At 72.7% G+C, this 14215-nt stretch carries 14 protein-coding genes; 11 read left to right on the top strand and 3 right to left on the bottom strand.

Annotation, left to right across the window (positions count from 1 at the left end; all coding sequences use genetic code 11):
- Position 1: 1 nt before the first annotated feature.
- Positions 2-640 (bottom strand): 2-phospho-L-lactate guanylyltransferase, encoded by a 639-nt coding sequence (cofC, locus tag IG88_RS0113335; protein ID WP_031039439.1) that lies wholly within the window; start codon positions 638-640, stop codon positions 2-4.
- Between the two features lie 143 nt (positions 641-783).
- Between cofC and IG88_RS0113340 the strand changes: the two genes are divergently transcribed.
- From IG88_RS0113340 to IG88_RS0113350, 3 genes are all read left to right on the top strand, one after another.
- Positions 784-1581, top strand: coding sequence for a lysophospholipid acyltransferase family protein (locus IG88_RS0113340; RefSeq protein WP_031039441.1), 798 nt, complete (start codon positions 784-786; stop codon positions 1579-1581).
- Positions 1578-2588 (top strand): NAD(P)H-dependent glycerol-3-phosphate dehydrogenase, encoded by a 1011-nt coding sequence (locus tag IG88_RS0113345; RefSeq protein WP_031039442.1) that lies wholly within the window; start codon positions 1578-1580, stop codon positions 2586-2588. The genes IG88_RS0113340 and IG88_RS0113345 overlap by 4 nt, the downstream gene beginning before the upstream one ends.
- Positions 2589-2680: 92 nt before the next feature.
- Positions 2681-3850 (top strand): D-alanine--D-alanine ligase family protein, encoded by a 1170-nt coding sequence (locus IG88_RS0113350; protein WP_031039446.1) that lies wholly within the window; start codon positions 2681-2683, stop codon positions 3848-3850.
- Between the two features lie 108 nt (positions 3851-3958).
- Here IG88_RS0113350 and IG88_RS0113355 read toward each other — a convergent pair whose 3' ends face one another.
- Positions 3959-4192, bottom strand: coding sequence for an Lrp/AsnC family transcriptional regulator (locus IG88_RS0113355; protein ID WP_031039447.1), 234 nt, complete (start codon positions 4190-4192; stop codon positions 3959-3961).
- Between the two features lie 244 nt (positions 4193-4436).
- Here IG88_RS0113355 and IG88_RS0113360 point away from each other — a divergent pair, with 244 nt between their 5' ends.
- Together IG88_RS0113360 and thiD are read left to right on the top strand one after the other, a co-directional pair.
- Positions 4437-5405, top strand: a complete 969-nt coding sequence (locus tag IG88_RS0113360; protein WP_031039449.1) for a thiamine-phosphate kinase — start codon at positions 4437-4439, stop codon at positions 5403-5405.
- A complete protein-coding gene (gene thiD, locus IG88_RS0113365; protein ID WP_031039452.1) occupies positions 5402-6199 on the top strand; it encodes a bifunctional hydroxymethylpyrimidine kinase/phosphomethylpyrimidine kinase in 798 nt (265 codons plus the stop codon). Before IG88_RS0113360 ends, thiD begins: the two co-directional genes overlap by 4 nt.
- Before the next feature lie 433 nt (positions 6200-6632).
- On the opposite strand, the gene rpmB is transcribed toward thiD, so the two are convergent.
- Entirely contained in the window at positions 6633-6818 is a 186-nt protein-coding gene (gene rpmB / locus IG88_RS38645; protein WP_004924906.1) for a 50S ribosomal protein L28, read from the bottom strand.
- Between the two features lie 265 nt (positions 6819-7083).
- On the opposite strand from rpmB, the gene IG88_RS0113375 reads away from it, so the two are divergent.
- The 6 genes from IG88_RS0113375 to IG88_RS0113400 all read left to right on the top strand — a co-directional run bounded on the left by IG88_RS0113375 (position 7084) and on the right by IG88_RS0113400 (position 14215).
- Entirely contained in the window at positions 7084-8778 is a 1695-nt protein-coding gene (locus tag IG88_RS0113375; protein ID WP_031039455.1) for a DAK2 domain-containing protein, read from the top strand.
- A 41-nt stretch (positions 8779-8819) separates the two neighbouring features.
- On the top strand, positions 8820-11039 hold the full coding sequence (gene recG, locus IG88_RS0113380) for an ATP-dependent DNA helicase RecG (RefSeq protein ID WP_031039458.1): 2220 nt from the start codon (positions 8820-8822) through the stop codon (positions 11037-11039).
- A 55-nt stretch (positions 11040-11094) separates the two neighbouring features.
- Positions 11095-11682 carry a 16S rRNA (guanine(966)-N(2))-methyltransferase RsmD gene (rsmD, locus tag IG88_RS0113385; protein WP_031039461.1) on the top strand — a complete coding sequence of 196 codons (588 nt, stop codon included), beginning with the start codon at positions 11095-11097 and terminating at the stop codon, positions 11680-11682.
- Between the two features lie 26 nt (positions 11683-11708).
- Positions 11709-12188, top strand: a complete 480-nt coding sequence (gene coaD, locus IG88_RS0113390) for a pantetheine-phosphate adenylyltransferase (protein ID WP_107071696.1) — start codon at positions 11709-11711, stop codon at positions 12186-12188.
- 121 nt (positions 12189-12309) lie between these two features.
- Positions 12310-13419 carry an ATP synthase F0 subunit B gene (locus IG88_RS0113395; protein ID WP_031039467.1) on the top strand — a complete coding sequence of 370 codons (1110 nt, stop codon included), beginning with the start codon at positions 12310-12312 and terminating at the stop codon, positions 13417-13419.
- Between the two features lie 142 nt (positions 13420-13561).
- Positions 13562-14215, top strand: coding sequence for a YceD family protein (locus tag IG88_RS0113400; protein WP_031039469.1), 654 nt, complete (start codon positions 13562-13564; stop codon positions 14213-14215).

The raw sequence follows: 14215 nt of genomic DNA on the forward strand, positions 1-14215 counted from the left end.
CCTACTGCCCGGCGATCAGCAGCCGCGCCGCCACCGCGGCCGTACGGGGGCCCACGCCCAGCGCCAGCGCGGAGCGCAGATCAGCGCCGGTGTCGACGTCCTGGCGTACGGAATCCACCGCGTCGAGGCGCAGTTCCACCGCGCCGGACCGACGATGGCGGGCCCGTGAATCGGTACCGAAGGCGGGGGCCAGAGGCAGCCCCGGGGCCACGGCCAGCAAGGTGGTGCCGATTCCGGCCGCGTCCGGGAGAAAAGCGCGCGGGAATTGCCCGGCCGCGGCCAGTACCCGGGTCAATTCCGCCGGCCGGAGCGCGGGGAGATCGGCATTGAGCGCGGCCACCGGGCTTTGCGGACGGCTCGCCCTTACCACGGCCGCTCCGTGCGTCAGCGCGGCGTTCAGGCCGCCGCCGGCCTCCTCGGGGACGATGCCCGCGCCGAGCGCCGCGAGCTGCCGTGCGGCGTCCGCGTCGTCCGTGACGACTGCCACATCCGCCACCGTCGGGCAGGCCAGCGCGGCTGCCACGGTGTCCTGCGCGAACGCCAGCGCCAGCCCCGGCCGCACCCCGTCGTCCGCGGTGTCCGCCAGCCTGCTCTTGGCCCGGGCGAGGGGCTTCACGGGTACGACCAAGGTCCACTGCACGGGGGTTCCGTCCTTCTCTCGTCGCCGTCATTGTCACCTGCGAGACCTGGCGGTTCACTCTTCGGGGCGTACGGTGTTCTCGACAGACGGACGGCCCGGGGCGACACTTGTCCGGCCCCAGGCCCAGGAGGAAAGGTGTCAGCGTGCCCCGCCGCAGAATCGGCTTCTGGTACCGCTTGGCCGCGGTGATCTGCAAACCGCCGCTGGTGGTTCTGATCAAGCGGGACTGGCGGGGAATGGAGAACATTCCGGCCGAGGGTGGATTTATCACCGCCGTGAACCACAATTCGCACGTCGACCCCTTCGCGTACGCGCACTACCAGTACAACACCGGACGCGTCCCGCGATTCCTGGCGAAGAGCGGCCTTTTCAAGAAGGGCTTCGTCGGCGCCGCGATGCGGGGGACCGGGCAGATCCCCGTCTACCGCGAGAGCACGGACGCGCTGAGCGCCTTCCGCGCCGCGATCGACGCCGTGGAGCGCGGTGAGTGCGTCGCGTTCTACCCCGAGGGCACCCTCACCCGCGACCCGGACGGCTGGCCGATGACCGGCAAGACCGGTGCCGCGCGCGTCGCCCTGCAGACCAAGTGCCCGGTGATCCCGGTCGCCCAGTGGGGCTGCAACGAACTGCTGCCGCCGTACGCCAAGAAGCCGAACCTCCTGCCGCGCAAGACCCACCAGGTACTCGCCGGCCCGCCGGTGGACCTGTCGCGGTTCTACGGCCGGGAGATGACCGCGGAGGTGCTGAAGGAGGCCACCGAGGTCATCATGGCCGCCGTCACCCGCCAGCTCGAGGAGATCCGCGGCGAGAAGGCACCCGAAACCCCCTACGACCCGCGCCGCGAGCGGATCGAACAGCGGCGCCGCACGCAGGCCCAGGCGCGGGCGCAGTCGGCGCCGCCACGGACGCACGGAACGCAGGCAGAAGGGCAGAGCACGTGAGCAAGCCGGTCAAGGCGGCCGTCTTCGGCACCGGATCCTGGGGCACCGCCTTCGGCACGGTCCTCGCCGACGCGGGCTGCGACGTCACCCTGTGGGGGCGCCGCGCCGCACTCGCCGACGCCGTCAACTCCACCCGCACCAACCCGGACTACCTGCCCGGCGTGGAACTCCCCGAGAACCTGCGGGCCACCACCGACGCCGCCGAGGCCGCGCGGGACGCCGACTTCACCGTCCTCGCCGTCCCCTCCCAGACGCTGCGCGCGGGACTCGCCGACTGGACGCCGCTGCTGGCGCCCGGCACCGTCCTGGTCTCGCTCATGAAGGGCGTCGAACTCGGCTCCGCGATGCGGATGAGCGAGGTGATCGGGGACGTCGCCAAGGTCGGCCCCGAGCGCATCGCCGTGGTCACCGGCCCCAACCTGGCCCGTGAGATCGCCTCGCGCATGCCCGCGGCCGCCGTGGTCGCCTGCCCCGACGAGTCCGTCGCCCAGCGCCTCCAGACCGCCTGCCACACACCGTACTTCCGCCCCTACACCAACACCGACGTCGTCGGCTGCGAACTGGGCGGCGCCGTGAAGAACGTGATCGGCCTCGCGGTCGGCATCGCGGACGGCATGGGCCTGGGCGACAACGCCAAGGGCTCGCTCATCACCCGCGGCCTCGCCGAGACCACCCGCCTCGGGGTCGCGCTCGGCGCCGACCCGCTGACCTTCGCCGGACTCGCCGGGCTCGGCGACCTGGTGGCGACCTGCTCCTCGCCGCTGTCGCGCAACCACACCTTCGGCACCAACCTCGGCAAGGGCATGACCCTGGAGGAGACCATCGCGGTCACCAGGCAGACCGCCGAGGGCGTCAAGTCCTGCGAGTCCGTGCTGGACCTGGCCCGCAGGCACGGCGTCGACATGCCGATCACCGAGACGGTCGTCGCCATCGTGCACGAGGGCAAGTCGCCGGTGGTCGCGGTGAAGGAACTGATGTCGCGCAGCGCGAAGCCGGAACGACGCTGAGCGACGCCGTCCGGCGCCCGGCGGAAACCGGGCGCCACGCGGCCCCGCCGACGCTGTCTCACGGCACACCGGGCGGGTACTCTCGACGCGATATGAGCACCGAGAACCTCCCCCAGAGCCCTGAGACGAGCCCTCAGCGGCCGCCGCGCAAGCCGCGTGTGGCCGTCGTGTTCGGCGGGCGCAGCTCCGAACACGGGATCTCCGTGGTCACGGCCGGCGCCGTCCTCGCGGCCATCGACCGGACGCGCTACGACGTCCTGCCGATCGGCATCACCCGGGACGGCCGCTGGGCCCTCACCGCCGACGAACCGGAACGCATGGCGATCTCCGAACGCCGTACGCCCGACGTCGAGGAACTGGCCGAGTCGACCGAGGGCGGCGTGCTGCTGCCCGTCGACCCCGCCAGCCGCGAGGTCGTCTACAGCGAACCCGGCTCGGTGCCCAAGGCGCTCGGCGAGGTCGACGTCGTCTTCCCGGTGCTGCACGGTCCCTACGGCGAGGACGGCACCCTCCAGGGCCTGCTGGAGCTGTCCGGTGTGCCCTACGTCGGCGCGGGCGTGCTCGCCTCGGCCGTCGGCCAGGACAAGGAGTACATGAAGGCGGTCTTCGCCTCCTACGGGCTCAAGGTCGGCCCGTACGTGGTGGTCCGGCCCCGGGAGTGGGAGCAGGACCGTTCCGGCGCCCGCAGGAAGATCGTGGACTTCGCCGGGGAGCACGGCTGGCCGCTGTTCGTGAAGCCCGCGCGCGCGGGTTCCTCGATCGGCATCACCAAGGTCGACGGCCTCTCCGGCCTCGACGAGGCGATCGAGGAGGCCCGGCGCCACGACCCGAAGATCCTGGTCGAGGCGGCGCTGCGGGGCCGGGAGATCGAGTGCGGGGTGCTGGAGTTCGAGGACGGCCCCCGGGCCTCCGTCCCGGCCGAGATCCCGCCGCCCTCGGAGCACGCGTACTACGACTTCGAGGCCAAGTACATCGACTCCACCCCCGGCATCGTGCCGGCGCCGCTCACGGCCGAGGAGACCGCCGACGTCCAGCGGCTGGCGGTGGCGGCCTTCGACGCGGCCTCCTGCGAGGGGCTGGTGCGCGCGGACTTCTTCCTCACCGAGGAAGGAGAGTTCGTCATCAACGAGATCAACACCATGCCGGGCTTCACGCCGATCTCCATGTACCCGCAGATGTGGCAGGCCAGTGGCGTGAGCTACCCGGAGCTGGTGGACCGGCTGGTCCAGGCGGCGCTGCGGCGGTCCACGGGACTGCGCTGACGCCTCCCGGCCCGCCGCACCCGCCCGTCCGCCATGGAGAAGGCGATCCCCTGGGGGTCGCCTTCTCGCAGTATGATCAGCGGGTTTTCAGGGCGGGTGGAGAGGGTGCTAGAGATGGACGACCGGACAGGTCAGGGTGCGGGTGATGCCGTCCACTTGCTGGACCCTCGCGACCACCATGCGACCCAGTTCGTCGACGGTGTCGGACTGCGCGCGGACGATGACGTCGTAGGGTCCTGTCACGTCCTCGGCCTGGATCACGCCAGGGAGACTGCTGATCGTCTCGGCGACGGCCGACGCCTTGCCGACCTCCGTCTGGATCAGGATGTACGCCTGTACCACGGAACCTCCAGAGCGGCCACGAGGATCATGTGGGGAAAAGGAACGCCACGGTATCGCGTAGCCGCTCTCCGCGGGGAGACCCGCGGGCCGAGGGCCTGCGCGTCGGGGTGCCGGAGGGACACGAGTTGACGATCACGCCGACCGCGGCGACGGTCATGTCGACCGTAACGAGGACGGGCACGACGCGCGACCGGGCACGGACGCGGGCACGGACAGGGACCGGGACGGAAGGGGAGCCAAGGCGATGAAGGGCACTGTTGGTGAGCTGGGGGAGTTCGGGCTCATCAGGGAGCTCACCTCCCGTCTCACCACCACCCCCGCGGTCCGGGTCGGACCCGGCGACGACGCCGCGGTGGTGGCCGCGCCCGACCGCAGGGTGGTCGCCAGCACCGACATCCTCGTCGAGGGGCGGCACTTCCGCCGGGACTGGTCCACCGCGTACGACGTGGGCCGCAAGGCGGCGGCGCAGAACCTGGCCGACATCGCCGCCATGGGAGCCGTGCCGACCGCGCTGCTGCTCGGCCTGGTCGTGCCCGCCGAACTGCCGGTGACCTGGCCGTCCGAGCTGATGGACGGGCTGCGCGACGAGTGCCAGGTCGCGGGCGCCTCCGTGGTCGGGGGCGACGTGGTGCGCGGCGACACCATCACCGTCTCCATCACCGCCCTCGGCGACCTGCGCAACCAGGAGCCCGTCACCCGGGCCGGCGCCCAGCCCGGCGACCTCGTCGCGGTGACCGGCTGGCTGGGCTGGTCCGCCGCCGGGTTCGCCGTCCTCTCGCGCGGCTTCCGCTCGCCGCGCGCCTTCGTCGAGGCCCACCGCCGCCCCGAGCCGCCCTACCACGCGGGTCCGGCCGCCGCGGGCCTCGGCGCGACCGCCATGTGCGACGTGAGCGACGGCCTCGTCGCCGACCTCGGGCACATCGCGGAGGCCAGCAAGGTCCGCATCGACGTCCGCTCCGGGCAGATCGACATCCCGACCCAGATGAACGACATCGGGCAGGCCGTCGGCGTCGATCCCATGCAGTGGGTGCTCACCGGGGGCGAGGACCACGCGATCGTGGCGACCTTCCCGCCGGACGTGAAACTGCCCGCCCGCTGGAAGGTCATCGGCGAGGTCCTCAACCCCTCCGCGCTGCCCCAGGTCACCGTGGACGGGGCGCCGTGGACCAGCAAGGGCGGCTGGGACCACTTCGGCGGGGACGTGGAGCCGTGAGGCCGCCCCTGGTCCTCACCGTGGCGGGCTCCGACTCCGGCGGCGGCGCCGGTATCCAGGCCGACCTGAAGACCATGCTCGCCCTCGGCACCCACGGCATGAGCGTCCTCACCGCCGTCACCGCACAGAACTCCCGCGGCGTGCAGGGTGCCTGGGAACTGCCCGTGGACGCGGTGCGGGAGCAGTTCCGCAGCGTCGTGGACGACATCGGCGTCCAGGCGGTCAAGACCGGGATGCTCTCCTCGGCCGAACTGGTCGAGACCGTCGCCGAGTTGCTGGCCGGCACCGACGCGCCCGCCGTCGTGGACCCGGTCGGCGTCTCCAAGCACGGGGACGCGCTGCTCGCCGCGTCCGCCCTGGACTCGGTGCGCACCAGGCTCCTCCCGGTCGCCACCGTCGCCACGCCCAACCTCGACGAGGTCGCCCAACTCACCGGCGTGCGCGTCGAGTCCGAGTCCGATCTGCGCCGGGCCGCGGACGCCGTCCTCGCCTACGGGCCGCACTGGGTGCTGATCAAGGGCGGCCACCTGGCCGGCGACGCCGTCGACCTGCTCACCGACGGCACCGAGGAGCACTGGCTGCGCGCCCCCCGCCTCGACAACCGCCACACGCACGGCACGGGCTGCACCCTCGCCTCGGCCGTGGCCTGCGGCCTGGCCAAGGGCCGGTCGGTGCCGGAGGCGGTGACGGCGGCCAAGGAGTACGTCACCGGGGCGATCGCGGCGGGCTTCCCGCTGGGTGACGGCATCGGCCCCGTCGACCACGGCTGGGCGCTCGGACGGGACACTCGCTGAGCCACAGCCGCCCCCTCCGGCAGCCGCTTGACGAACCCGGCCGCCGGACGGTGGCCGAGCAGCCGGTACCTGCGGTTCCGGCCGGACCCACGGATGCCTGGGCAGGGGCAGGCTCCGGCGGAAGTGACGCCGGCGCGGTGAGCACGGCGGGCGGGATCTGTCCGCCCTCGGCGAGGGGCGCCGGCTCGGGGAAGCGGGCCTCGCCCGCGGAGCGAGGTGTCTCCGGGCGTGCGTCGGTCGCGGGGCGGCGGTGCGGGCCTGTACGGCGTCCCGGCCGACGAGCGGGGTGAGCCGGGTGAGCCGGGTGAGCCGGACGGGCAGCCCGGGCCGACGCGGGGTGGTGTGGCGGCGGGCACGGCAAAAAGCCGGCCCACACGAGGTGGACCGGCTCCCTACAGCGGACCAGGCAGTGGCCGCGCGCTCAGCTGATGCGTCAGCGCGAGACCTTGCCGGCCTTGATGCACGAGGTGCAAGCGTTCACGCGCTTCGGCGTCCCGCCCACCACGGTACGCACGCGCTGGATGTTCGGGTTCCAGCGACGGGGCGTACGGCGGTGCGAGTGCGAGATGTTGTTGCCGAAGCCCGGCCCCTTGCCGCAGACGTCGCAGTTGGCAGCCACGGGTCACTCCAAAGACTTCAGATGCACTTACGGTTGATCCCGGCATGCCGGGATCAAGCTCTCGGACTCGCGAACGGGCCGGGATCTGAGTGGCGGTGCCAGGGGGAGAGCCCGACCGGGATCGGGCAACCGGAGCAGCATACAACGGCTGCTCCCGCACAACGAAACTACCACGGCGGCTCAGGGCCCCGTCCCGGCCCTCTTCCGCCGGGCGGTGCCCCAAGGTCTACGCTGCCAGCCACGTCCGCACTCCAGGGAGGCGCAGGTGGCGCAGGTGCCGCAGAGGTTCTTCGACGCTCTGGCGGTGCGTACCTGGTGCGGTCTGTCGCTGCGCGCCCTGGGGCGGGCGCGCGAGGAGATCGACGCGATCAACGTCTACCCCGTCGCCGACGGGGACACCGGCACGAACCTCTACCTGACCGTCGAGTCCGCCGTCGCCGCGGTGGAGGCCGTCTTCGCGGCGTACGAGGTGGACGACGGGGCCCGGGGCGCGGACGGCGGGCCTTCGCTGGCCGACGCCGTGGGAGCCATGGCGCACGGCGCGCTGATCGGCGCGCGGGGCAACTCCGGCACGATCCTCGCCCAGCTGCTGCGCGGCATGGCCCAGGTGCTCACGGCCCGGGGTGATTCCGCCCACACCGAGGGCGCCGGCCTGCGGCTGGCCCTGCGGCACGCCGCCACCTCCGCCCGGCAGGCCGTGGCCCACCCCGTCGAGGGCACCGTCCTGACCGTCGCCTCGGCAGCCGCTGACGCGGCCGACGGTGCGGAGGGCGACTGCGCCGAGGTGGCCCGCGCGGCGTACGAGGGCGCCCGCGCGGCGCTCGTCGCCACCCCGGGCCAACTGCCCGCCCTGGAGCGCGCCGGAGTGGTCGACGCGGGCGGGCACGGCCTGGTGACGGTCCTCGCCGCTCTGGTGGAGACGTTCACGGGCCGGTCGCCGGGACCGGTCGCCCTGCCGCACGCACGCGTGGAGCACGGCGGAGAGGGGGTCGCGGACGCGACCACGGCCGAGGAGTGCGCCACCCAGGAGGAGGACGGACCCGCCTTCGAGGTGATCTACCTCCTGGAGGCCGACGACCCGGCCGTGGCCCGGCTGCGGCAGCGGCTCGACGCCCTCGGGGACTCCCTCGTCGTGGTCGGCGGCGACGGGCTGTGGAACGTCCACGTGCACGTCGACGACGCGGGCGCCGCCGTGGAGGCGGGCGTCGAGGCAGGACGGCCGTACCGCATCCGCATCACCCACTTCGGGCACGGTGACGCCCACACCACCAAGGCGGAGCGCCCGCCCCGGGAGCGGACCCAGCGCGCCGTGGTGGCCGTCGTGCCGGGGGAGGGGCTGGCGGAGCTGTACACCGGGGCGGGCGCGACCACCCTGCTCGCGCGCCCGGGGGAGCCGCCCGCCAGCGGAGAGCTGGTCCAGGCCGTCCGGCGGGCGCACGCGCGCGAGGTGGTGCTGCTGCCCAACGACGCCGAGCTGCGCCACACCGCCGCCGCGGCGGCCGAGCAGGCCCGCACCGAAGGCATCCGCGTCGCCCTCATCCCGACCCGTTCCGCGGTCCAGGGCATCGCCGCGCTCGCCGTGCACGAGCCCGAGCGGCGCTTCGACGAGGACGTGGTGGCGATGACCTCGGCGGCCGGCGCCACCCGCCACGCGGAGGTCACCGTCGCCGAACGCCAGTCCTGGACCACGGCCGGCATCTGCCAGGCCGGGGACGTCCTCGGGCTCATCGACGGCGACGTGGCGGTGATCGGCGCCGACGTCCGCGAGGTCGCCGAGACCGTCCTGGACCGCATGCTGTCGGCCGGCGGCGAGCTGGTCACCCTCGTCCTCGGCGACGAGGCCCCGCAGGCCGTCGCCGACCACCTGGAGGCCCGCGTCCGGGATGCCTACCTCGCCGTCGACACCGTGGTCTACCGGGGCGGCAGACAGGGCGCCCTGCTGCTCGTGGGCGTGGAGTAGGGCGGCGCCGCTGTGCGCCGTTGTCAGTGGCGTGGTGTGCAATGGATCCCGTGCCCGCACTGCGAGAACCCCTGAAGAAGGTGCTCGGCCCCGCCACCGCGAAGGTGATGGCCGAGCACCTCGGCCTGCACACCGTCGGCGACCTCCTCCACCACTACCCCCGCAGGTACGAGGAGCGCGGTCAGCTCACCCACCTCGCCGACCTCCCCATGGACGAGCACGTCACCGTGGTCGCCCAGGTCGCCGACGCCCGTCTGCACTCCTTCGCCTCGTCGAAGGCCCCGCGCGGCAAGGGACAGCGCCTCGAGGTGACCATCACCGACGGCAGCGGCCGCCTCCAACTGGTCTTCTTCGGCAACGGCGTGCACAAGCCCCACAAGGAACTCCTGCCGGGCACCCGGGCGATGTTCGCCGGCAAGGTCTCGGTCTTCAACCGCCGGCTGCAACTCGCCCACCCGGCGTACGAGTTGCTGCGAGGCGACGCCGAGGGCGAGGAGACCGTCGAGTCCTGGGCGGGTGCCCTCATCCCCCTCTACCCGGCCACCGCCAAGCTGGAGTCCTGGAAGCTCGCCAAGGCGATCCAGACCGTGCTGCCCAGCGCCCAGGAGGCCGTCGACCCGCTCCCCGGGCCGCTGCGCGAGGGACGGGGCCTGGTCTCCCTGCCCGAGGCCCTCCTCAAGATCCACCGTCCGCACACCAAGGCCGACATCGAGGACGCCCGCGCCCGCCTGAAGTGGGACGAGGCCTTCGTCCTCCAGGTCGCCCTCGCCCGCCGCCGCCACGCCGAGACCCAGCTCCCCGCCGTCCCCCGCAGGCCGAGTCCCGACGGCCTGCTCACCGCCTTCGACGACCGGCTCCCCTTCACCCTCACCGAGGGCCAGCAGCGGGTCTCCCGCGAGATCTTCGACGACCTCGCCACCGACCACCCGATGCACCGGCTGCTCCAGGGCGAGGTGGGCAGCGGCAAGACCCTGGTCGCCCTGCGCGCCATGCTCGCCGTCGTCGACTCCGGTGGGCAGGCCGTGATGCTGGCGCCCACCGAGGTTTTGGCCCAGCAGCACCACCGGTCGGTGGTCGAGATGATGGGCGAGCTGGCCGAGGGCGGGATGCTCGGCGGCGCCGAACACGCCACCAAGGTGGTGCTGCTCACCGGTTCCATGGGCGCCGCAGCCCGCCGGCACGCCCTGCTCGACCTGGCCACCGGCGAGGCCGGCATCGTCATCGGCACCCACGCGCTGATCGAGGACAAGGTCCAGTTCCACGACCTCGGCCTGGTCGTCGTCGACGAGCAGCACCGCTTCGGCGTCGAGCAGCGCGACGCCCTGCGCGGCAAGGGCAAGCGGCCCCCGCACCTGCTCGTCATGACCGCCACCCCCATCCCGCGCACCGTCGCCATGACCGTCTTCGGCGACCTGGAGACCTCCGTCCTGGACCAGCTCCCGGCCGGCCGGTCCCCCATCGCCAGCCACGTGGTCCCGGCCGCCGACAAGCCCCACTTCCTCGCGCGGGCCTGGGAGCGGGTCCGCGAGGAGGTGTCCAACGGCCACCAGGCGTACGTCGTCTGCCCGCGCATCGGCGACGAGGACGACGACCCGAAGAAGGGCGCCAAGCCCTCCGGGCGGCCCCCGGAGGACGACGCCGAGAAGCGGCCCCCGCTCGCCGTCCTCGACGTCGCCGAGGGCCTGGCCAAGGGGCCGCTCCAAGGGCTCGAGGTGGAGGTCCTGCACGGCCGGATGCCGCCCGACGACAAGGACGCGGTCATGCGCCGCTTCGCCGCCGGGGAGACGGACGTCCTGGTCGCCACCACCGTCATCGAGGTCGGTGTGAACGTCCCCAACGCCACCGCGATGGTGATCATGGACGCCGACCGCTTCGGCGTCTCCCAGCTCCACCAACTGCGCGGCCGCGTCGGCCGTGGCTCCGCCCCCGGCCTGTGCCTGCTGGTCAGCGAGATGCCCGAGGCGAGCGCGGCCCGGCAGCGGCTGAACGCCGTCGCGAGCACCCGCGACGGCTTCGAGCTGTCCCGCATCGACCTCGAACAGCGCCGCGAGGGCGACGTCCTCGGCCAGGCCCAGTCCGGCGCGCGCACCTCCCTGCGCGTCCTCGCCGTCATCGAGGACGAGGAGATCATCGCCGAGGCGAGACGTGAGGCGGCCGCCGTCGTCGCCGCCGACCCGGAGCTGACCGGCCTGCCGGGGCTGCGCACGGCCTTGGAGGCGCTGCTGGACGAGGAGCGGGAGCAGTACCTGGAGAAGGGCTGAGAGACTGGCAGCGGACACCGTCCGTCCACCCGAGCACACCGACAAGGACGCAGAAATGACCCGCGTGATCGCCGGCAAGGCCGGCGGACGTCGCCTGGCCGTCCCGCCGGGAACCGGTACCCGCCCCACCTCCGACCGCGCGCGCGAGGGCCTGCTCTCCACCTGGCAGTCCCTGCTCGGCGGCCCGCTGGACGGCGAACGCGTCCTCGACCTGTACGCGGGGTCCGGCGCCGTCGGCCTGGAGGCGCTGTCCCGCGGCGCGGGGCACGTGCTGCTCGTCGAGGCCGACGCCCGCGCCGTCCGCACGGTCCGGGCGAACGTCGACTCCCTCGGTCTGCCCGGCGCCGAGGTCAGGGCGGGCAAAGCGGAACAGATCATCCGCACGCCGGCCCCGGGGGAGCCGTACGACGTCGTCTTCCTGGACCCGCCGTACGCCGTCTCGGACGACGATCTTCGGGAGATCCTGCTCACACTCCGTACGGAGGGGTGGCTCGCGCGGGAAGCGCTCGTCACCGTGGAGCGCAGCACCAGAGGCGGCGAATTCCGCTGGCCGGACGGCTTCGAGGCGATCCGGTCCCGTCGCTACGGCGAGGGAACGTTTTGGTACGGTCGCGCCGCCTCTACGTGCGAAGACGCACGATGACCGGACCGGAGAGCGAGGGAACACAAGTGCGCCGTGCCGTCTGTCCCGGGTCATTCGACCCAATCCACAACGGACACCTCGACATCATCGCCCGTGCCTCCAGCCTCTACGACGAGGTCTACGTCGCGGTGATGATCAACCGGTCCAAGAAGAGCCTGTTCGAGATCGACGAGCGGATCGACCTCATCCGCCAGGTCACGGCCGAGTACGGCAACGTCCGGGTCGAGTCCTTCCACGGGCTGCTGGTCGACTTCTGCAAGCAGCGCGAGATCCCGGCCATCGTCAAGGGCCTGCGCGCGGTCAGCGACTTCGACTACGAGCTGCAGATGGCCCAGATGAACAACGGCCTCTCGGGTGTGGAGACGCTCTTCGTCCCCACCAACCCGACCTACAGCTTCATGTCGTCCTCCCTGGTCAAGGAGGTCGCGACCTGGGGCGGCGACATCTCCCACCTGGTGCCGCCGCTGGTCCTCGAAGCCCTCACCGAGCGCCTGCGGAACCGCTGACCGCCCCGCCGCGCAGTCTCCGGAGCCTGACAATCCGTCACCCGGTGTCCCCGGGGCGTCCCGGGGTCGTACAGTCGTCCCGACCGTCTCCAACACAGCTGTAGAGAGTGGCGAGCACACGGTGGACGTGCAGAACAAGCTCGACGAGATCACCGCGATGGTCTCCGGCGCCCGCGCCATGCCCATGTCGGCCTCGTGCGTGGTCAACCGCGCCGAACTGCTCTCGCTGCTGGAAGAGCTCCGCGCGGAGCTGCCCGGTTCCCTCGCCCAGGCGCAGGAGCTGATCGGCGACCGTGAGCAGATGGTCGCCGAGGCCCGCCAGGAGGCCGAGCGGATCATCGAGAGCGCGCACGCCGAACGTGGTTCCCTGATCGCCGGCACCGAGGTCGCCCGCCGCTCCCAGGCCGAGGCCGACCGGATCCTCGCCGAGGCCCGCCAGGAGGCCGAGGAGGTCCGCGCCGAGGCCGACGACTACGTCGACTCCAAGCTCGCCAACTTCGAGGTCGTCCTCACCAAGACCCTCGGCTCCGTCGGACGGGGCCGCGAGAAGCTCCTGGGCACCGGACCCGGCCTCGACGAGCACGGCTACGAGGACGAGGACGCCCCCGAGCGCAGCCACGACCCCGAGACCCTGCGCCGCGACGCCGACGCCTACGTCGACACCAAGCTCGGCGCCTTCGAGGCCGTGCTGGCCAAGACGCTGGAAGCGGTCGGCAAGGGCCGCCAGAAGCTGCACGGCCGGATCGCCACCGACGACCTCGGGGTCCTCGCCGACGACACCAGCACCGTCCAGCACTCCAGCGACGCCGACTACCTCGCCGGCCTCGCGGATCTCGCCGACGCCCCCGTCCCGGCGCCCGCCCCCGCCGAGCAGCCCCGGTACGGCGAACGGCAGCCCGCCGCGGCCCAGGCCGTGCCGGAGATGCCGGCCCAGGACCCGGCGTACGGCTACGTCCCGCAGCAGCAGCCCGACCCCTACGCGGCCTACCAGCAGACCTACGACGCCGGCCAGGACCCGTACGGCTACCAGCAGCAGGGTGCCGACCCGTACGCGTACCCGTACGACGGCGGCCGGCAGCCCTACGACGCCCAGCAGGGCTACGCCCAGCCCCCGCAGCCGGCGCACGCCCCGCAGGCCCAGCCGCAGGCGCTCGACGAGACCAGCCTCTTCGACACCAGCATGATCAGCGCCGAGCAGCTCAGGGCCTACGAACAGGGCCGCGGCCTCTAGCGGCGCCGGGGGCTCCGGCCCGGATTGGGACGAGAGCGCATGGTCCAGTATCCTGGCTCTTCGGTCGCGCGTACGTCCGCGATCGCCGCTGCCCGGGAACACCGAAGGGCGGCGCCCCCACCCACGAAGACCGAAAGCAGGAATGGTTCTGAACGCGCGCCTCGACCACCGCGACCCCCTCGTGTTCGACACGCACGAGCTGGGACGGCGGCCCGGTGCGCTCCAGCGCCTGACCCGCACGGTCGACGCTCCCAAGGACTTCGGTCTCCAGGGCGTCATCGGAGTGCCGGAAGGCGCCCCGGTGGAACTCGATCTCCGGCTCGAGTCGGTCATGGAAGGGGTGCTCGTCACGGGCACCGCCCGTGCCAGGGCCCAGGGGGAGTGCGTAAGGTGTCTGGAGCCGCTCGAGCAGCAGCTCGAAGCGGACTTCCAGGAACTGTTCTCGTACCCTGACGCCGACGACCGTGGCCGCCCCGTGGCGGAACCGGGCGACGACGCCGAGGACGACGAGGACAGGCTTTTCGTCGAGGACGGCCTGATCGGCCTCGAACCCGTGCTGCGCGACGCGGTGGTGCTCGCACTGCCGATGCAGCCGGTGTGCCAGGAAGACTGCCCGGGTCTGTGCTCCCAGTGCGGAGTGCGCCTGGCGGACGACCCGGACCACCACCACGACGCCGTCGACATTCGTTGGGCGGCATTGCAGGGACTCGCCGGTTCACTCGGAGACGGCGAGAAGGACGAGATGAGCGGCGACGGGCCAGATTCCGCGGACGCCGCCGAGAAGCAGGAGAAGTAG

This window comes from Streptomyces sp. NRRL F-5650 (assembly GCF_000721365.1).
Taxonomy (GTDB): Bacteria; Actinomycetota; Actinomycetes; order Streptomycetales; family Streptomycetaceae; genus Streptomyces; species Streptomyces ardesiacus.

Coding starts and splice junctions, on each gene's coding strand:
- rsmD (WP_031039461.1), top strand. CDS start 11,095: ATGACCCGCGTGATCGCCGGCAAGGCCGGCGGACGTCGCCTGGCCGTC.
- IG88_RS0113350 (WP_031039446.1), top strand. CDS start 2,681: ATGAGCACCGAGAACCTCCCCCAGAGCCCTGAGACGAGCCCTCAGCGG.
- IG88_RS0113400 (WP_031039469.1), top strand. CDS start 13,562: ATGGTTCTGAACGCGCGCCTCGACCACCGCGACCCCCTCGTGTTCGAC.
- IG88_RS0113360 (WP_031039449.1), top strand. CDS start 4,437: ATGAAGGGCACTGTTGGTGAGCTGGGGGAGTTCGGGCTCATCAGGGAG.
- recG (WP_031039458.1), top strand. CDS start 8,820: ATGGATCCCGTGCCCGCACTGCGAGAACCCCTGAAGAAGGTGCTCGGC.